The sequence below is a fragment of the Paraburkholderia lebeckiae genome (assembly GCF_050436325.1).
Taxonomy (GTDB): Bacteria; Pseudomonadota; Gammaproteobacteria; order Burkholderiales; family Burkholderiaceae; genus Paraburkholderia; species Paraburkholderia tuberum.
In genome coordinates this window covers 3,037,892-3,057,399 of sequence record NZ_JBNDLZ010000002.1, presented here as the reverse complement: position 1 = coordinate 3,057,399, position 19,508 = coordinate 3,037,892, and the positions used below count along the sequence as shown (strand labels likewise).

The window sequence follows — 19,508 nt, the reverse complement described above, 5'->3', positions numbered from 1 at the left end:
TCGCGCGTGACGTCGCCGCCCTTCCTCCACGGCGACCCCACCAGATTTGCGCCGCGCAGCCCTGTCTGCCGCGCGATACACATTCCGTCTGCCTGAGTCATCGGCGCAGCACCGGCAGCTTCAGGTCCGCTTTACGCGCCGTCTGGTGTGCGAGATCTTAGCCAGCGTCTTCATGGCGCGCCACGCCCGTCGCCGGAGCGTTTTGCAGTACGCAGCTCAGACGCTTGTGCCCCGCCGCCGTGCCTTCGGCCACATTCACTACGCCTCCATGCTCGATGGAGTGCACGCCCACGGCGCCGCCGTGATGCAGCGACGCCCACGACACCCCGCCCGTCGGGTTCAGCAGCGACCAAGGGTCCGTTCCGCTGGGTGGCACTCTCGGGCGATCCTGTAGATGTACACCGGCACGAAGCGTGGGAAATCAAACCCGCTATCCACCCTCCATTTCCAGTGGCACCTGGTGGATGTTGTTGTCGTAGTCAAGCCTGGCCGCGCCGCGCTCCTGCAAAGTCAGCATGGCACGCACCCGATTGGCCAATAGACTACATCGCGGGCTTGATAATGGCCCCGCGCGCGACTTTGCGAACTTCACGCCGTTGCTCCACCGTCAAGCTCTGCGGCAGGTAGCTGTTGATCGGGTCGTGCGCGCTCGTGTGGTCGGTCACGCAGCCGGGCGCGATGCCGCACTTCACGAATTCGGCAAATGTGTCCGCGGCGTTGCCCAGCCGCCCAACAAGGCCGACTTGCCCGTGCGCTTCGCCCGCCTCGACGATGGCAAGCGCCTCACCGATCGCCTTCGCCTTGCGGTCTACGCAGCGCGTTTTCAGGCGGAGTCGACACACGTCTCGTGGTATTGCACCGCGATCATCGAAAAGCCCGCCATGGTCGTTGCGAGCGGCTGCGCGCACTGATGCCGCCGAGACGGCCCGTCAGGACCCAATGGCCTTCCGGGTCGCCGTTGAAGCGCTGGCTCACCACGAGTAGAACCTCTCGTAGGCACCCTGCACGATGCCCTGTGAGCGGATGTAGATCCAGCTGCCCGCCGCTATCTGGCCGTACGTCATCAGGCCCTTGCGGTCCGGCTCGTGAAAATGCTCCCACGTATTCCGGTGCGGCACGGGGTTGGAGTTCGCGAGCAGCACGCGCGGCTCATCAGCGTGCGTGCAGAACACGCGCACGGGCTTGCGCCGACTGGATAAGCAGCATCACATTCTCGTTCTAGTCCTTCAGTGACGCTGGGGACTGGTCGACGCACTCCCACTTGCGCGCAACGCGACCAATGCCGCCGTACACCGCGGTGCGTGCGTATGCTCGACGACTCGGGATCCAGATTATCCTGGATCATCCGGTGGGCGTTTTCCGCGAGTCAGGTCTTAGCGATACCTTCTGAGCACCGCGCCGCGCGCCAGATTATGCACGTCGGCCAGGGGTGCAGGATATGCTTTGGACGGTTCATCGCCGGGTTCCTCAAGCGCCTGCCGCCTGTGATGCAAAAGCAAACGGAGCATGCGCTGCAATCTCACCGCTTCTCACAATCGTGCCGATGGCCGCAATGTCAGGGGCAAAATAACGGTCCGCGTCATAGTGAACAGCCTTGCGGCGGATATCGCGGATAACCCGTTTAAGGGTGGGGCTCGTCTCATGCGGTGCGCGCAGGTCGACACCTTGTGCTGCGGCAAGCAGTTCGATGGCCAGAATATCAGCCACGTTTCCGGCGATATCGCCCAGCCGGCGCGCTGCGAACGTGGCCATGGACACGTGGTCCTCTTGGTTCGCCGAGGTCGGCAGCGAATCTACCGAGGCAGGATGCGCCAACGTTTTGTTTTCCGAGGCGAGAGCCGCCGCAGTAACGTGGGCAATCATGAAGCCCGAGTTCACGCCGCCATCCTTCACGAGGAACGGCGGCAGGCCCGACAACGTCGAATCAATCAGCAGCGCCACACGTCGCTCTGCGAGAGCGCCAATTTCCGAGGCGGCAATGGCGAGGTTGTCCGCAGCGAATGCGACCGGTTCCGCGTGGAAGTTGCCGCCCGAAATGACCTCGTCGGTATCCGGGAAAATAAGCGGATTGTCCGAAACAGCATTGGCCTCGACATGCAGGATACTGGCTGCATGCCGGATCTGGTCCAGACATGCCCCCATGACCTGGGGCTGACAGCGCAGGCTGTACGGGTCCTGCACCTTTGAGCAATCGACGTGGGACGCGTTGATTGCCGAATCTTCAAGAAGCGTTCGGTAAGCGGCCGCGACGTCAATCTGGCCGGCATGACCGCGCAGCGCATGAATCCGCTCGTCAAAGGGTTTGACCGAGCCCAATGCGGCGTCCACTGAGAGCGCACCGGCCACCAGCGCAGTGCGAAAGGCGTCCTCAATCTTGAACAGGTTATCCAGCGCAAGAGCGGTGGACGCCTGCGTGCCGTTGAGCAGTGCAAGCCCCTCCTTCGCCTGCAGCGTCATCGCCTTCAGGCCGGCCAGTTTCAGCCCTTCCGTTGCGCTCATGCGCTCGCCCCTGGCGATCACCTCACCGACACCCAGCAGCACTGCCGACATGTGCGCAAGGGGAGCCAGGTCGCCCGATGCACCGACCGACCCCTTGACCGGAATCACCGGCAGGACATCGGCATTGAAAAGCGTGAGCAGCGCGTTCATTACCTCAATGCGGATCCCCGAGTGGCCGCGACCGAGGCTCGACAGCTTCAAGGCGATCAGAAGCCGGACAACCGGACGGGTCATCGGCTCGCCGACGCCGACAGAATGCGAGAGCACGAGGTTGCGCTGGAGTGACTCCAGCTGCTCTCGCGGAATGTGAGTGCTCGCGAGCCGCCCAAACCCCGTATTGATGCCGTAAGCGGGAGCCCCCTTCGCTGCTATCTCGGCAACCGTGCGGGCCCCCGCATCGATCGCCTCGTAGCTGTCGGGATCCAGCTCGATCGAAACATCCTCACGCGCTACACGGCGCAACTGGCCCAACGTCAATTTTCCCGGCGTCAACTTGATCATCGCAATTTCCTTTGCATGAATGGCCAAGTCACTATACATGAATGTATATTTTCATTCAATTAGCCTGCTGTGTTTTTTGGCACGGCTACCGCGCGCGGCTCGTCCGTGCTGCCGCATGGCATTCCGGGAAAGACCTCGAACCAGTATGCCCTGCACGACGCCGCAGGGCAAAAACCGGTTGCCACCTTGAATGAATTGTTTTATTCTTTTATCTGCATCGCAAATGAAAGCTTTCATCCAACGGAGTATCCATGTCATCTGACCTGCTCGAATTTCATGCACCGGGCCCGGACATCAAGTTCCGCGTGCAGCTTCTGGCGCAAGACAATCCCGACGTCGTAGCACAAGTCCTCAACCAACTGCCCCTTAACAGCGTGCTCGGTCACGTCGTCATTTCGGGCGAGGCAATCTGGATGCCGACGAAGATCGTGCACCTCGGCAAAACGAATATGGTGAAGCGCTCGCCTGGAGCGGTCTACCTCTACGCGCCGGGCCAGACCATCTGCCTGACGTATGGCGCGATTACTGAGAGCGCACTGGTCAACAAGTTCGGCCAGGTGCTCGAGAGCGATCTGCCGCAACTGGCCAAGCTCGGTGAACATGTCTGGGAGCAGACGGTTGCAGAGCCGCGAAAGAATCTCGTTAACACTACGGTCCGGAGGGTCGCTTAAATGTCTGCAATCAGGAAATTCGAAGGACACTGGCGCGAGGCGAAGCAGGAGATCGACCGCCAGATCGACCGAGTGTGGCTTTCGGAGCCCGATGAAATCCAGAAAATCCGTTGGGGCATCATCGATAGCGGCGCTGGTAGCGGTCAGCAGTCGTTTAGCGTGCTGGTACACCTTGAGGCGTATCTCATGCTGGTTGGCGCCGACGTCATGTACCGCTTCCTGAAGGTTTCACAGTATCCGGACATGGAACTTTCAACGCTGGTGAAGATGACGCGTGAGTTCCTCACGGGTACGTTCAACGTCTTCGAATTCATGACTGACCTCGGGCTGACCAACATGCACGAGATTGGCCAGATCTACAGCGACGCGATGGACACGCTGGAGACGAAGGAGGAGTACGTTCAACTCACCGGTGCCATGATGACCTACGTCGTCCGCATGCATCGCTGGATTCACTTCATCTTCCCGTGGAACCTTGGGGTCGCTTTCCCGCACCGCAAGCCTGAAGAAGTCGCCGCGATTTCTGCGGTGCTCGCCAAGGTCTAACCGTTTGAGCGTAGCCGCTGCCTTTGACAGGTTTGTCGGGGGCACGCGCACGAACTCTCCGGCCGCAATGGCCGTCTGGCCGGAGAGTGCAAACACATATACCGTTACCCTCCCCCTTTCAATTCGCCGGCCAGTCAGGTTTCGGAGCACCAACCATCAAGGCTTTCGGGTAACATGCCAACTTTGTTACACTTCCCTGTTCGAATCACGGAGGCCAACTTGGCTGGCGTAGCCCGCGAAACGCGTTCCAAAAAATCTTCCGCGTCCAACTCGAAGGACACATCTGCTTCCGGGTCCTTGCGCGGCGAGCTGGAACGCCGGCTGGAAGGACAACGCCTGACACCCGCCCACCGCCGGATCACGCAAATACTGGTGGATCACGCAGCCGATATCGGTTTTCTCACCAGCATGGAGCTGGCTGGGCTCGCGAACGTCAGCCAGCCCTCGGTATCCCGTTTCGCCGTGGCGTTGGGATTCGACGGTTTCCAGGAAATGCGCCGCTCGCTTCGCTCGTTTTCGGATCCGGCGATTTCAGCCAGCGCAGGTGCAAACGCAAACAAGTTCCAGGCCGCGGCCGCTGCGGAAGCAAGGAACCTTGCCGAGGTGTCGGAGCAGCTCGCGGACATCGAACGGATCAAGGCGTTCGGATATGCACTTGCCGAATCGTCCCCGCTCGTCGTCTATGGAATTCGTGCCTCCGCCGGCCTTGCGACCCAGTTTGCCTATTTCGCATCGAAGGTTCACCCTGATGTCCGCCTTATCACCAATGGCGGATCTCTCGCTGAGGACCAACTGGAACAGGCCTCGACTGCAGGAGCAAAATGCATCCTGGCATTTGCAATGCCCCTATACCCGCGAGAGACGATTCAGGCCCTTCAGTTCGCCCGGCAGTTGGGCCTCAAGCTAGGCGTTGTCTCAGATCCGGCATTCTCTTCCCAAGGGATCGCTCCCGACTTCAGTCTGGCAGCACGCATCCACTCGACGCTCGTCTTCGACTCTTCGGTCGCCAGCAGTTTTCTCGTCACAGTCCTTCTCGATGCGATGTGTGACGCGATACCAGAGCGCGCCGAAAAGCGCCTGGAAGCGGGCGATCGTTCTTCGCGCCGCCGCAAGGTGTTCATTCGCTAATGAGTTCGTTTTCGCCAGCGCTTACGCGTTATGCGGACCTCCAAGAACGAGCACATGACGGCGCGTCGTTTCAAGCAAGGCGTCATGATTTCCGTCCGCCAGGTGCCTGACCATATCAAAATGCTCTTGCGCGGCCCCGGCCAGCATGAATGACGTATTGTTCTCGCGCCTCACTGCCACTGGAATCCGGTCGCGCAAGTCAAAAATCATCTTGACCAGTTCGCTGTTGGGGCAGTGGCGCAGCAACCGGTGATGAAATGCTCTGTTGCATTCCTCCTGCTCGGCCGCTGTTCCCAAGGTGATCGCATCGGAAAAAGCCTGCGCCAGCTGGTTAAGAATGCGAATTTCGTTGGCGTCTGCTTTACCGATGACGGACTCCACCGCTGAGACCTCCAGAATCGCTCTAATCTGTCGGACGTTGTGCAGTCGCTCCTGTGTGAAGACCTGAACCCGATAGCCGCGGTTAGGAATAGATTCAACGACGTCACGTTCGACCAGGTGTTCCAGGGCCTGCCGTACGTCGAGGCGCGAATGGCCGTATACCTCCTCGAGCTCTATCTGCTTGAGCCATGCGCCTGCACCAAGACGCCCCGAGGTAATGTCCCGCTCGATCATGCTCGCCAGCTCGCGGGCCCGGAAGCGTGCCCCACGTTGTCCGTTGCTTGATAACTTGTTCATGCTTCTCTGTTTGCGCAAGAGCTAATATCGTGAAATGTTCGGGTCCGTTGAAAAGAATGCTCCCGATGTTTCTTGCAGGGAGCCATCCAATGTGGCGCCTGGAAACATCGGGAAAACCCAAAGATTATGGCGTCGGCGTTACATCCATATGGAAAGTCTGCTCCGAAAGCCTTTTAATTGTACCGTCGGCCTTCGCAGCGCGAATAGCCTGATCGAACATCGCTTTCAGTTGTGCGGCCCCCTTGCGGAGCCCCACCGCAGATCCGTGGCCAACAACACCGCCCTCGAAGCATGCCCCAGCCAGCACCATGTTTTCATTGCCTCGCTTCGCGGCCGTTCCCATCAGTGAATCCTGCGAACCAACCACCGCATCTACCCGGCCGGCCAGCAGGTCCAGATCACGTGCCTCAGGACTCTTGTACTGCTGCACCGAGACGCCCTTGAGGTAGGTTTTTGCAAACTCCACGGATGTACCCGCGGAGAGGGTGCCCAACACCTTCCCCGCAAGCGCAACGCTCACCTGTTCGAGGGCTTTCTTCGACGCTGACTCGTCGTTCATCGAAATTTTCCTGTTGTCCACCGGCAGCTTTTTCGCAATGTCACTGCCCTTCAACGTCCCGAACGTATAGCAGAGAGATGCGTAGGGTATCGAGAACGCAATTGCCTCCTCGCGCTTTGGCGTAACTGCGAGATCATCGATGATTGCGTCGTACTTCCCTGCGTTCAGCGCCGGAATAATGCTCTCCAGGGACTGCGCCGTAATCGTGCACTTAACGTGCATCCGGTCACAAAGATTGTGCGCCAGATCGATTTCAAAGCCCGCCAGAGTCCCATCAGCTTTTGTGTAGTTCCATGGCAGGAATCCGCCCTCGGTCACAATTCGTACCTCCTTCAGCGCGGTCTGGGTATCGGCCTGTGCAAGCGAAGGAGCGACGAAACTCGCCGATACTATTGAGAGGACGACGGTGAGCGAGTGGTATTTCATCCAGCTTTTCATTTCGTATCCTTTAAAATCATTCATTGCGCACAAGCAAAGCTAGCCGGCAAGGAAGCGCTGAAGACGGAGAGAGCCCCCTGATCCAAACATTTCGTCGGGTGTGCCTTCTTCGTTCACCGTCCCCTGATCCACAAACACCACCCGATTGGACACCTCGCGCGCAAAGCCCATCTCATGCGTGACGATGAGCATTGTGCGGCCTTCTTCAGCCAATTTCCGCATCACGCGAAGTACCTCGCCGACCAGTTCCGGATCCAGGGCCGACGTCGGTTCGTCGAACAGCATCAGTGAAGGGCGCATCGCCAGCGCGCGAGCTATGGCTACACGTTGCTGCTGTCCACCTGAAAGATGGGACGGATAGGAGTTATCCCTGTTCGTTATTCCAACCTTGTTGAGGAGTTCCCGGGCCTCTTGGATACATTCCTTCCGCGGTCGACGATGCACATGAATGGGCGCCTCGATGACATTCTCGAGCACGGTCATGTGGGACCACAGGTTGAAACCCTGAAACACCATGCCGACACTTGCACGGATACGATCGACCTGCCGATGGTCGTAATGTCTCGCACCGCCCAGCTCAGGATTCGACATCTCAATACACTCACCGCCCACGGCAATTTCCCCCGCGTCTGGCACCTCGAGCATGTTGATGCAACGTAGAAGTGTAGATTTGCCCGATCCCGACGAGCCAAGAATCGAAATGACCTCGCCTTCGCTCGCTTCGAGCGAGATGCCCCTGAGCACCTCGTGTTTTCCGTATCGCTTGCGAATGTCCGTCAGTTCAACCGCCTTCGGCAGAGGCGTGTTAGTCGTACTCATATCGTCTTTCCCTCAACAAACGAATCGGGTTGTATGACCGGAGGACGCAGGTGAGGGTTAAGGCGGCGCTCAGTCCACTGCACTCCGCGGGTCAGGAGATAGCTGATAATCAGATAGATAACGCCAGCTGAAACGTAGACTTCGACCGGGCGATACGTGTCGTTGGCAATTGAGGACGCGATACCGGTCACGTCCATCAGCGTCACCAGCGACGCCAGCGAAGTCGCTTTCACCATTGCGATGATTTCGTTTCCATACGCGGGAAGTGCCTGTCTGATTGCGATGGGTATGACGATGCGGCGCATCAGTAGAGGTCCTGACATTCCACACGCGTACGCTGCTTCCAGTTCTCCCCTGCGGACTGATCGCAATCCCCCGCGAATAATTTCGCTCGAGTAAGGAGAATCGTTGATAATCAAGGCGATGAGTGCACACCAGTGCGGCTGCCGCAGGATCGGCCATAAAAAGCTTTCCCGAATAGCATCGAATTGACTCAGGCCGTAGTAAATCATGAAGAGCAGCACCAGAAGCGGCACACTTCTGAACAGCAGTACATAGAGCCAGGCGAAGCCCCTGGCTGGCGCCCAAGGCGACATCCGCAGCAAGGCAATGCCGAACCCTAATAGTCCACCCAGCACCACGCTTAATGCAGCAAGCCCGACGGTGAGCGGAATACCCGGTAGCAGTTGGAGAAACGTCTGATAGATAAAGGACAAATCCATTACACCCTCGCTGTGAGGCCACGTGCCTGATTCCGCTCGACTCGCTGGATGGCGAGAGTCGATAGGGCGCACATTGCAAAATAGATAAGCGCCGCAGCCGCATAAAAATCAAATGGCAGCCTTGTAGACCCGGATCCGACCTGAGCCTGGCGCATGAGTTCTGCCAGACCGGTCACAGACAGCAATGACGATTCCTTCAGTGCACTGAGCCAGACGTTACCCATTGCAGGCAGCGCATGTCGCATTGTCAGCGGCGCGACGATCCTGCGGAAACGCAACCCACGTCTCATTCCGCAAGCGCGTGCAGCCTCGATCTCCCCTTTGCTAACGGCGTTGAAACCACCTCGTAAAACCTCCGTGCTCTGTGCCCCCGACGTAACGGCAATTGCAATGGTACCGGCGAGGAACCCGGGGAAATTAGCGAAGCCGGATGACCCGAACAGCGGCTGCAACCACGTCAGCACGGCGCTTCCACCAAAGTAGATGATGTAGATGATGAGCAGATCCGGTAGTCCGCGGATCACGGTCGTGTATGCGTCAGCAATGCTGGCGAGCGGCCTGCAGTTCGACACCTTCGCCCATGCGCCGAGCGTTCCGATAAGCATGCCGAACAACATTCCACATAGCGCTACCGCCAGAGTGACGGCCGCCCCGCCGAGCAAGGTCAAGCCCCAGCCGTTCGGCCCGAATCCAACGACCTGAAAGAAGTTCAACTGATTCACGATGACTATGTCCTAATAGACGTCCGAGCTTCGCCGACCTGGCGCCACCCGGGATAACGCGGGCGGCGCCAGAGGGTTACAGCAAGGCGGGGTCAAGCCCGTAGATGTCCACCGCTGCGGCCTTCGAGATTCGTTCTTCCTTGAGGTCACGAAGCACGAGTTCACGGGAGCGCCGCTTGGGGTCTCCGTAGCCGCCACCACCCGCCGCCACCATTCCAACTGCCTGGCCGGCCTGGAGGACACTGTTACGTCGCTCGAGTGGCGGCGCGTCTTTCGGCATTTCGACGCGGGCAGGCGTTCCGCCGTGCCCGCCAAAGATGCCGTATGGTGACAGGAGGCTATTGGTGCCGCCGGCAGAGATATTTGCCGTATGGTCAAGCACGCGAACCCTGCGCCTCATTGTCATCCCACCGCGGTATTCGCCGGGGCCGCCGGAGTCCTGCACAAGCTCGTAGCACTCCACACGGACCGGATGCTCCGTCTCCAGTGCTTCGATAGGCAAATTAGCCGTGTTGGTCGTATTCACCTGAACACCGTCGAGTCCATCCTTGGACGCCCGTGCGCCCATGCCACCACCCTGCATTTCGTTGTAGACGTAGAAGCGGCCGGTACGCGGATGCGTGCCACTCGTCGTTAGCAGAATCCCACCTGTTGAAGCAGCGACAACCCGTTCTGGCACGACGGGAGCCAGAGCGGCGAATATCATGTCGACCAGGCGGCCTGCAAAGTCCGTACGGCTGTAAACCGCTGCCGGTGGCGTGGAATTCAATGCACTGCCAAGCGGCGCGGAAATGTGAATCGGTCGGTGAAATCCGGAGTTCGCCGGGATATCAGGGTCCACCAACGCCTTTATGGCGAAGAATACGGTCGCCTGCAAAGCCGTGAAAACCATGTTGACCGGAGCCCGGTACTGCGGCGGTGCGTCGGGAAAATCCACATACAGCTCTTCGCCTTGCACGGTTACCCGAACCCTGAGATGAACGATGCCGTCAACCAGATTTGTATCGAAGTCGTGCTCAAATTCATACACGCCGTCTGCGATCTGAGCAATGCCGGCGCGCGTCCGTCGTTCGGTGTAGTTCAGGATCTCCACGGAAGCCTGCTCCACAACATCGCTTCCATAACGCTCGCACAAATCCTGGAAGCGCTGCACACCGAGGCGATTGGCTGCCATCTGCGCCCGAAAATCGCTCCTGCGCTCATGAGGCACCTGACAGTTGAGCAGGATGAGATCCATCACATCGTCCTGGAGCACCCCCTCCTTGTATAGCCGTACGGGCGGGATGCGAAGCCCTTCCTGAAAGATATGGGCGTGGCCGCGGTCGACGAAATCCGAGTGATGCGCCAGATTTGCGACCCAACCAACCAGCTCCTCCCTGAAAAACACCGGCTCCATCAGCACGATGTCATTTAGATGCGTGCCGCCCCCCGTGTAAGCGTCATTGCCGATGAACACGTCCCCAGGCCGGATTGTCGACATGTCGTGGTGCTCGAGTACATACCCGGCGATACCAAGGAGCGACCCCAGGTGAATGGGGATATGCTCGGCCTGGGCAATCGTATGGCCAGCCCTGTCAAACAGTGCCGTGGAACAATCCTGCCGCTCCTTGATGTTGGTCGAATAGGCTGCACGAATGACTGCCTTGCCCATCTCCTCGGCAATAGTAGATAACGCGCTGCCGATCACCGCGACAGTGATCGGGTCGAGCTTCGAAGTTTGAACGTTGGCCGACGTGGCGACGGCCGACTCGCTGCTGTTCATGCGCGCTCCTCGATGATCAGGTTGAGGAAAGAATCGACGCGTGCGGTCTGGCCCGGTAGAACCAGGGTCGTCGAGTCCATCTGATTGATAATTGCCGGGCCGTCGACAGTGTGTCCAGGTCCGAGTTTTTCGCGGTCGTACAGCGGGCAATCAGTCACGCCACCCGCCTCGGGGATCCATACTTCGCGTGTACCGACGATTGCATCGGCTGCCTGCGTAACAGCGTCCGGCTGTGGCCGGAACTCGGCCTTCTTGACGCGGCCGACAGCACTGACCCGCAAGGTCGTGACATGAACGGCTTCGTTGCTCGCAACATAACCATAGGCGAGCTGGTGAGCATCCTCGAACAATTTTCGAAGCTGTTCGATTGCCTGCCTGTCGAATTTGCCGCCGGGGCAAGGCACGGTCAGTTCGAATCCCTGACCGCCGTAACGCATATCCAGCGAGCGCGCGACGACCCTGCGCTCCTCCTCAATTTCCTCTTCCTCAAACCACTGCGAGATCTGTTGCTCCAGTTCGTCGAAGCCTTGCTGAAGACTTGCGCAACTCGCAACGTCGAGCGGCAGAAGGCGGCTCAACGACGTGGAAGTGCGCAGGTCGGTCAAGAGGAGACCAAGTGCACACATGATGCCGGGGAACTTCGGGATTACGATCTTTGGCATGTCAAGCGCGCGAGCGAGTCTTGACGCGTGAATCGGGCCTGCCCCGCCAAATCCAAACATCACGTAGTCCCGGGGGTCGTGACCTCGCTCAACTGAAACGACACGGATCGCTTTTGCCATGTTGGCAATGACCACGCTGATGATGCCTTGCGCGGTCTCCATCACGCCAAGTCCAAGACGCTCGCCCAGCTTCGCGATGGATTCCTTTGCCTTAGCCTGGTTGACTGGCAACCGGCCGTTCAGCAGCGCAACCGGATTCAGAACTTGAAGGACGACGTTTGCATCCGTAACCGTGGGTTCATCGTTGTTGCCACGCTCGAAGCAGATAGGCCCCGGATCGGCAGCCGCGCTCCGAGGTCCGACCTTCAGCAGTCCTCCAGCGTCAACGTAAGCAATGGAACCGCCGCCCGCGCCAACCGTATGAATGTCGAGCATCGGAAGCTTGAGCGGATGTCCATGCACGACAGCCTGATTCGACATGATCGGCGCACAGTGCTTGATAAGAGAGACATCCGTCGACGTCCCCCCCATATCAAACGTAATCAGGCTCGGGAATCCCGCGGATTCCGCGATGGCGAGCGTGCCCATCACCCCCGCAGCCGGCCCTGAAAGTACAGTACGTGCCGGGAAGCGCTGCGCCGACTCGGACGAAATGATGCCGCCGTTCGACTGCGTGAGGTGCACCGGCGAATTAACACCAATCTCGTCCAGACGCGGCTTGAGCCGCTGTAGATAGTTCTTGATGATCGGCCCGAGGTAGGCGTTCACGACCGTCGTGGAAAACCGCTCATACTCACGGAACTCGCGCGCTACCTCGTGCGAGACACTGACGTACGCGCCGGGAACCTCTTCCTCGACAATACGTCTCGCCCGCAGCTCGTGCTCGGGATTCACGTAGCTGAACAGGAAACATACTGCGATCGAGCGGATGCCTTCGCCTCCGAGCTTTCGTGCGGCCGCGCGAACGGCGTCTTCGTCGAGTTGCGTAAGAGCAGTGCCATCAAAAAGCATGCGTTCTGGGACCTCAAGGCGCCGGTCCCGCGAAACGATGGGCTTTGGCTTTTCGGTCTGCAGGTCATAAAGCGCGTCGCGCTTTTGCCGACGCAGTTCCAGCACATCGCGAAATCCCAACGTCGTGATAAGGCCAGTCTCCGCCCCCCGGCCGACGATGAGCGCATTCGTTGCAACGGTCGTACCGTGACCAAAGTAGTGCACCTCGGTCTCGCGCCCTGACAGCCGGGATACTTCGTGCAGTCCCTGCTCGACCGCATTGGCGATGCCAAGCGAGGGGTCCTGCGGGGTGCTACTCACCTTCCAGACAAAGATGTCACCCTTGGCTTCATCAAACATGCAGATGTCAGTGAAAGTGCCACCTGAATCGACGCCCACCCGAAGGCGCAGGCGGTCCTCAATCGTGCTGAGCATGAATAGTGCGCTCCATAAAGATTACATGAAACTGACAGTCAACAAATGGCGTCCAAATTGGCGCCATTATTGGTTCAAAAAAATCCGCTATTCCCGCGATAACCTGCGCCCATTTTCCTGGAGCGCCACGGGCGCATGCGTTTCCGTCAAGCATCCGCGGCTTGGTGTTTTTCGCAATCAGGTCTTGCCCTTCCATCGCCTATTCCTCCTTGCTTCGCTGGTTCCGGTCCGTTTGTCGGGCGCCGCCAACAATCGACGTGGTTGTTGGAATTTCGTAACTGTTCTCGTCCTGAAGTCATGCCCGTTGTTGAACGCGCCTTTAGTGTCACGCGCCGCTGTGCTGCAGAAGTGCCGCTGGCGGAGAAACAGAACGGGCGAGCAAACTCTCTTCATACGAATGTCGGTCCCCTCAGCGAACGTCGCAATCTGACAGTCAGCTTTTTCCGGTCCGGTCATAGAATAATAACTTTCTAAAAGCAAATATAAGAATATCTTTATTCATTCGCGATCGAAAGAGCGTTAACCCTGATCGCAGGGGCCGTCGCGTCGTTCACTGAACTGCCGTCCGTGCATTTTCAGAAGCAGTGCCCGCTGGCCCCTGTGCCTTCCGCCCCTCCCTTGCCAGCAGGTACCGCCTGCGCCGCAGCATCTCGTTGGAAGGGGAAGCGGCGGCACCGCTCCAGGCGGCGACCGTTCCCTTGCGGAATCGCCGAGACGGTGAGGCTTGATCGGATGATTGAACGCGACGCAAAGGCCAAGACTTGCGAATCGGATTGATCGTATTTGCACGAGTGAGGCGAAAAAAGTCACCACTTGTGCCGAGCGAGATAGGGCGCGGAGCATGAGTGTCGCTTCTTGGACGCGTTGCCACGCTCGTAGATCTCCCGTTCAGATCTCGCACCGCACCGCCGCATCATAGGCTGCCAGGGCGAAACGATTTGTCGTCACGCCGTTTGCGGAAAAATCTGCGCTGACCGCGTCTCCAACGGCGCGAAGAAGTTCGCCCTGTCAAGCCATGACCGAGAAGTGCTCCTAGTGCAGAAGGCCGAGCGGTGACCGCCGAGACGCTTGACAAGCGCTCGATTCTCCGCAGGTTATGACTATCACATTTGGCGATCAGTCGACGCCCGGATGCAGGTAGGCTGCCGACCAATTGCCCTACTTAGAAGGTGCCGAAGATCTTGACGTCGTCGTCGACTTCGAGCGACTCCGGCGTGCATCGAATTAATGTTCGCCCTCTACCTCTTCGTCCGAACTCTGTCAGGTGGATCAGTGGCCGCACTTGCCAATCATTGGATCGACGATCTGCGCGGGCAAGCCCACGGCTCTATGCAACTATTGATCTTTCCATAAATCATGACATCACCACAACGTTGCCTGAATCCAGCACGCGGCGATAATCGACGGCTGGCGCTGAGCGCTCTTGAGCTTGTTGCGGGAGATGGTTTGCAACTCGTTGAGGTTGTCGGAGTAGAAGTTTGCTATCGCGTGGCGCTTCAGCCATGCCCACAGGTATTCGACGGGATTGAGTTCCGGAGAGTACGGCGGCAGGAAGGCCATGTGAATGTGTCCATCGAGGAAATCCAGATATTCGCGGACCATTGCAGCGCGATGTGGCCTGGCACCATCCCAGATGATCAGCAGCGGTTGCTTCAGATGCGCTTTGAGCGCCTTGAGAAATTCGACCACCTGTTCTTTCCTGACGCTGCCTTCGTACAGCCGAAACAGATAGTTCGTGTGACTGAGGCCGGCGTTCGCCGAGACATGGTTCCAGTTGAAATGAAACTGGATGACTGGCGTTTGCCCCTTTAGCGCCCAGGTACGAACCCGCGTGGGGCGCTCGCTGATGCCGGTCTCGTCGATAAAGACAATCAATCGCCCTTCGCGCTGGGCTTTTTTTAAGCGCAGGCCAAGTGTGCCGCTTCCAGTGGCGTACAGCTTGCTCGTCGCGCTCGATCGCACGCCACTGGGGTTTTTGCGCGCTGAAACCCAGCGTCCCAAGCAGGAGCCAAACCTGCGTTCGGCTAAACTCGACGCCATACATGCGCTTGATGAGCATACCGACGCGCTTGAGCGTCCATAGTTCGGTACCAAAGCCATGCCCGGTCGGGCTCTGCAGTAGCACGCGTCGCAGTTGCGCCAATTGCTCCCCATCGACCCTGGCGGGGCGGCCCCGACCTGGCACCGCCCGTAGCGCATCAATTCCGCCTTCATTAAGCAGACCCTTCCACGTGTACACCGTTTGTCGGGCTACCTCGACGGCCAACGCCACCTCCGCTGGCCGCTTGCCCGCCAGCAGCATCCGACCCGCTCGCAAGCGTTTCTTCGTTGCATCGTCTAACGGCTTCTTCGCCACGGCACGCATCTCCAATCATTCCACCTGAGATATAACGCACCAGAATCGAATCGGTTGTCATGTTTTTTGTAAATCTCACTAGTTCGTCGACATGTACGCGGCCAAGTACTCGAAGGCTGTCGAGAAGCTCACGAAGGATCGAGGCGGACTGCTCGCGTTCTACGATGTCCCTGCCGAGCACTGGCAACGTATGCGAACCACGAATCCGATCGAATCGACGCTTGCAACAGTACGCCATCGCCCAAACCGCACGCGCAACTGTCGCACTCGACCTTGCTCGGGATGGCGTTCAAGCTGAGTGAAGCGGGCGAGCGGATCTGTAGGAAGACCCACGGAGCCGAAAAAATCGATCAGCTTCTGAAGGGCGTCCCCTTTAAGGACGGAACTCCGGTGATTGAAAGCACACCGGCTCCTCAAGCGGTGGCTGCCTGATCATGTCGCGCCCCGTGTACGCCAATGTTGATTAGGATTCCTGAAATGGTCCATAAATCAACGACAGCCCCCGGATGAAACGCCCCAGGGTTACCCACGAGTTGGATCATTCGTTGTGCCGGGAGATGCGATATATCTCGGTGACTTCGTGAATGCAAGGAAATCACGCCACATAACTGTGGTGCGGGGCGGGAGATCGGCCCAACGGTTTAGGTAACCGTCGAGATAGGCGATGCAGAGCACGATCTGCTCCAATGACGGCACGTTGTCTGGTGGTCTGGTCGTGCGATGCACGCGGCAATACAAAGCCTGCGATTCGTTGGGTTGCGTCACTACCTCGCAAGGGCCGTGGCCATCATGTTCGCGTCTACTGCCTCCGTGAAAAAATGCCGGCGACGAGCGGCGTGATCACGGCGACCGGAAGAGTCGACGCAAAGCATCGCGTCGGCGAGTCGCAATGCTCCGTCAACTCGCGCGCGCTTCCCTCGGGACCGGCTGAACCAGGCTCCGCCGCGCCGCTTCCATGACCAGTGCGCTGATCGTCGCGAGCGGCTCGGGCTCCTGCTCCCAGTGATGCCAGTAAAGATCGATCATCAGGTCGTGCCCGGGGGCGAGCGCCACGAGTCTGCCGCCACTGATCAGCGGCCCGGCCTGCATGGCGGGGACCAGCCCGTAACCGAGGTCGTCCAGGATCGCATTGAGCAGCGCCGCCGGCGAAGGAAAATAGTGCCTGGGGTACCTGCCGACCGTCACACCGAAATGCAACCCGAAAAACTCATCGTGCAGGGCGTCCTTCCGGTCAAACAGGATTGCTGTGGCCTCGAGCACGCCCGGCAAGGTCAGACCACCGGCGAAATGTTCGCGCGCGAACCCGGGGGTGGCCACACACTGATAGCGCATCTGTCCGACCGGTTCCGCCACGAAACGATCAACGACCGGTTTCGGTTGCGTGGACAGAAAGCCTTTGACGTCGCCGCGCGCCAGTGCCTCAAGCGTGTGGTCCTGATCGTCCACGACGATCTCGAGCACCACATGGTGTTGCGCCAGCTCACGCGTGACCGGCTCAAACCAGGTGGCAAGCGAATCGGCGTTGACGGCAAGGGCCAGCGCTGTCGTGGCCGCCCTCCCCGGCATGACACGCCGAAGCAGGTCATCCTCCTGAAGCCGGACAGTCATGAAATGACGAAACACGTCTTCGCCCGCTTTCGTTAGCATCACCGTCGGTTCGCGGACCAGGAGTAGCGCCCCGATCGACTGTTCGAGCCGCTTCACGCGGCGCGTCGCTGCAGCAGAAGATATGTTCAGCGCAACCGCCGCCTGCGTGAAACTGCGATATTCGACCACCGCGGCAAACGTCTCCAGTTCGATCATGTTCAACGTCGTGCTCACTTTCACCCTCACTCCTCGCTCTTCGATAGCGCATCTGACGCGGGAACATCAATGCCAAGAAGCCGTTGTGCAACGAGGTGTTAATGTGCCCTTTTGTCCAGTCGCCGGTCGCCAAGACCAGCGCCTTTGACAAGAAACACTCGTGCCGGAAACTTTGTCTCCGATCTCATCGGTAGGGAAGACATGGCAGTCCGCTACGTGCTACCGGCTTCATCATTCTCGGATGAGGGGCTCAAAGCCTGATCCATCAGCCCGCTTGGCCCCGCTCCCCCAACAGAATTGCGTGCAGGATGACGTTTGGATTGCGTGCGGAGCGCCCACGATCACAACGCTCTCTCCGTTGAAACAGGTGAGCCACCAGGCTCCACTGTTCATCGGTAACAGGACACTGAAGCAAAGCGAATCCCCCGGATAACAAACCGCGTGCACGCCATCCTCCGGCCGTGCCTGACATCCGATCCTCCCCGGAACCCATCTTCACAACAACGCGGTAAACGGGTACGCGCATATCGATACTTCAGCCGCCGATTCTGACAATAGTCGGCTCTGCGGTAACACCCTCGCGGAACAGCAGCGGTGAAGGCCCGTTTCATCAACGTTTCTCAGCAATGTTTGACGCAGAAGGACTTGAATAGAGATAGCCCTGAAGGCACGTCGCCCCGCACTCCCGCGCCTGTTGCGCGTCGTCCTCAGTCTCGATGCCTTCGACGATGACGCTCGCCGCGTAAGTCTTCGCGAACTGGACAAGCGGACGCAGACCCAGGGGACTTTCGGTGCGGCCTTCCTGTCGGAGGCAACGCAGATCGATCTTGACGATATCGACGCCAAGCCCGATCAGGGCAATCAGATTGTTGTGGCCTTTCCCCAGGTCATCCAGTGCGATCTGGCAGCCGAGAGCCTGGAACGTCTTGACGAAGTTCCGTGCCTCTGTCGTCGAAGTGAATGCGGACGTTTCCGTAATCTCGATCGTCAGCCTCGAAGCAAGGCATCTGTCTGCATGCAACTGTGAGACGATGGAGGCCCACCATGCATCGAGTATGGCGCTATGCGCGGACACATTACATCCGAGTCGCAGCGCAGGATTGCGGCGCAATGCGGCGATCGTCGCGTCGACGACCCATTCGTCAAGCCGCCTCACCATTCCCAGGCGCTCAATGGCCCCCACGAGACTACCGATACGGATGCGCTGGCCGTTTCTCATCTCGCAAAGCAGTAGCTCGTAATACGTCACATCCTGCGAATCGCCCGCCGCGCAGACGGGTTCCCGATCGAAATCGAGCCTGTTCTCCTCCAGTGCCGCGAAGACACTAGCGGCTACCACCATATCGGCCCTGTAACGCTCACACCAGTGATGGCCCACAGTCGCCAGGTTTGACGCATCGATGAAATCCTGAAATGGTTGATACCCGGAGCGCATCGCTGACGCGCGTACCACAGGCATGATGGCCGCGTCTCCCAGTGGTACGGCGTGCGCGCCAAGTACCTTGACTACCCGATGCTCGATGATGGCCCCGCAAAACTGCTTCGATGCGTCGCCCTTGTAGGACAGGTAGGACAGGCCGAAGATAAAAACGATATGCGCACCGGTTGTTGCAACGGTAGCCCTCCCTGATCGTGAGAGCTCCCGGGCCCGCTCATAGACGGCATGCCGCACGCCAAGTGCAGTCGTCTCGCCATACACCTGCTCGATCTCGTGCAGATTTGCGATCGTCGCGACGACGCAGACCTCCCCGACCGATCCGGCAGGCTCCGCCTGCGCGTCGGTCCGAGCGGGCCTCGACCCCTGGTAAGAACGTGGACGATCTTCCGTCTGTCGCTGATCATCGAAACTCTCCTTCCACGCTTCGCACTTACTATCATCGCCCTCCCGCCCGGCAGGCCGAATCGACGCGGATCTGAGCAGCTCGTGAGCAGGATTTTTGGATGCCATAATCACCTCGGTATGCTAAACGTCCACACGTACTTTTTACTGCACGCCGCGCCTGGCGCGGAACAGGCATTCACCGGTTCCCGGCCGGCACGAGTTCGATGATCGCAGCGAACTCGCCACGCAACCACGAATCAGAACGTGGCAAAACTGAGCACCATCAACGACGTTCACCCACAGCACGCGATGAAAGTGCCTGGCGCAGTGTCGGTGGCGCCCACCGTGCTCCGGATGTTCCGCCTAACGCTTGTTTTCACCCTCAGTCTCGGACA

Annotated in this window: 16 protein-coding genes and 2 pseudogenes; 4 read left to right on the top strand and 14 right to left on the bottom strand. The window is 59.0% G+C overall.

Annotated features, from left to right (window positions below):
* Window positions 1–157: 157 nt before the first annotated feature.
* The 3 genes and pseudogenes from OKW44_RS17425 to OKW44_RS17415 form a co-directional block, all read right to left on the bottom strand.
* A pseudogene (locus OKW44_RS17425) lies at window positions 158–1,456 on the bottom strand (urocanase-related protein).
* Window positions 1,457–1,467: 11 nt separating this feature from the next.
* Window positions 1,468–3,000 (bottom strand): histidine ammonia-lyase, encoded by a 1,533-nt coding sequence (gene hutH / locus OKW44_RS17420; protein WP_204357162.1) that lies wholly within the window; start codon window positions 2,998–3,000, stop codon window positions 1,468–1,470.
* Between the two features lie 51 nt (window positions 3,001–3,051).
* Window positions 3,052–3,237, bottom strand: coding sequence for a hypothetical protein (locus OKW44_RS17415; protein WP_162634063.1), 186 nt, complete (start codon window positions 3,235–3,237; stop codon window positions 3,052–3,054).
* Between the two features lie 14 nt (window positions 3,238–3,251).
* On the opposite strand from OKW44_RS17415, the gene OKW44_RS17410 reads away from it, so the two are divergent.
* The 3 genes from OKW44_RS17410 (at window position 3,252) to OKW44_RS17400 (ending at window position 5,345) form a co-directional block, all read left to right on the top strand.
* Window positions 3,252–3,671, top strand: a complete 420-nt coding sequence (locus tag OKW44_RS17410; protein ID WP_018423106.1) for a DUF3830 family protein — start codon at window positions 3,252–3,254, stop codon at window positions 3,669–3,671.
* Window positions 3,672–4,217, top strand: a complete 546-nt coding sequence (locus OKW44_RS17405; protein WP_018423107.1) for a cucumopine synthase-related protein — start codon at window positions 3,672–3,674, stop codon at window positions 4,215–4,217. It abuts the gene before it with no gap.
* Between the two features lie 219 nt (window positions 4,218–4,436).
* A complete protein-coding gene (locus tag OKW44_RS17400; RefSeq protein ID WP_204357163.1) occupies window positions 4,437–5,345 on the top strand; it encodes a MurR/RpiR family transcriptional regulator in 909 nt (302 codons plus the stop codon).
* Window positions 5,346–5,366: 21 nt separating this feature from the next.
* Here OKW44_RS17400 and OKW44_RS17395 read toward each other — a convergent pair whose 3' ends face one another.
* From OKW44_RS17395 to OKW44_RS17355, 9 genes are all read right to left on the bottom strand, one after another.
* A complete protein-coding gene (locus OKW44_RS17395) occupies window positions 5,367–6,023 on the bottom strand; it encodes a GntR family transcriptional regulator (RefSeq protein WP_018423109.1) in 657 nt (218 codons plus the stop codon).
* A gap of 124 nt (window positions 6,024–6,147) precedes the next feature.
* Window positions 6,148–7,020 carry a transporter substrate-binding domain-containing protein gene (locus OKW44_RS17390; protein WP_018423110.1) on the bottom strand — a complete coding sequence of 291 codons (873 nt, stop codon included), beginning with the start codon at window positions 7,018–7,020 and terminating at the stop codon, window positions 6,148–6,150.
* A 39-nt stretch (window positions 7,021–7,059) separates the two neighbouring features.
* Window positions 7,060–7,839, bottom strand: a complete 780-nt coding sequence (locus OKW44_RS17385; RefSeq protein ID WP_018423111.1) for an ABC transporter ATP-binding protein — start codon at window positions 7,837–7,839, stop codon at window positions 7,060–7,062.
* Window positions 7,836–8,561, bottom strand: coding sequence for an ABC transporter permease (locus tag OKW44_RS17380; RefSeq protein WP_018423112.1), 726 nt, complete (start codon window positions 8,559–8,561; stop codon window positions 7,836–7,838). The genes OKW44_RS17385 and OKW44_RS17380 overlap by 4 nt, the downstream gene beginning before the upstream one ends.
* Window positions 8,561–9,283 carry an ABC transporter permease gene (locus tag OKW44_RS17375; protein WP_018423113.1) on the bottom strand — a complete coding sequence of 241 codons (723 nt, stop codon included), beginning with the start codon at window positions 9,281–9,283 and terminating at the stop codon, window positions 8,561–8,563. The genes OKW44_RS17380 and OKW44_RS17375 overlap by 1 nt, the downstream gene beginning before the upstream one ends.
* A gap of 76 nt (window positions 9,284–9,359) precedes the next feature.
* Window positions 9,360–11,045 carry a hydantoinase B/oxoprolinase family protein gene (locus tag OKW44_RS17370; protein WP_018423114.1) on the bottom strand — a complete coding sequence of 562 codons (1,686 nt, stop codon included), beginning with the start codon at window positions 11,043–11,045 and terminating at the stop codon, window positions 9,360–9,362.
* A complete protein-coding gene (locus OKW44_RS17365; RefSeq protein WP_018423115.1) occupies window positions 11,042–13,132 on the bottom strand; it encodes a hydantoinase/oxoprolinase family protein in 2,091 nt (696 codons plus the stop codon). Before OKW44_RS17365 ends, OKW44_RS17370 begins: the two co-directional genes overlap by 4 nt.
* Entirely contained in the window at window positions 13,116–13,328 is a 213-nt protein-coding gene (locus tag OKW44_RS17360; RefSeq protein WP_162634064.1) for a hypothetical protein, read from the bottom strand. Before OKW44_RS17360 ends, OKW44_RS17365 begins: the two co-directional genes overlap by 17 nt.
* A 1,166-nt stretch (window positions 13,329–14,494) precedes the next feature.
* Window positions 14,495–15,488, bottom strand: a protein-coding gene (locus OKW44_RS17355) for an IS630 family transposase (protein ID WP_113062009.1) whose coding sequence is annotated in 2 segments (ribosomal slippage) — window positions 14,495–15,032 and window positions 15,031–15,488 — 996 coding nt in all. Because the reading frame shifts where the segments join, the coding sequence is not laid out codon by codon here.
* 82 nt (window positions 15,489–15,570) lie between these two features.
* Between OKW44_RS17355 and OKW44_RS17350 the strand changes: the two are divergent.
* Window positions 15,571–15,920 (top strand): annotated as a pseudogene (locus tag OKW44_RS17350) (transposase); the annotation flags it as partial.
* 465 nt (window positions 15,921–16,385) lie between these two features.
* Here OKW44_RS17350 and OKW44_RS17345 read toward each other — a convergent pair.
* Window positions 16,386–17,291 carry an HTH-type transcriptional regulator ArgP gene (locus tag OKW44_RS17345; RefSeq protein WP_035471970.1) on the bottom strand — a complete coding sequence of 302 codons (906 nt, stop codon included), beginning with the start codon at window positions 17,289–17,291 and terminating at the stop codon, window positions 16,386–16,388.
* 610 nt (window positions 17,292–17,901) lie between these two features.
* Entirely contained in the window at window positions 17,902–19,239 is a 1,338-nt protein-coding gene (locus OKW44_RS17340; protein WP_018423119.1) for an EAL domain-containing protein, read from the bottom strand.
* Window positions 19,240–19,508: the final 269 nt, after the last annotated feature.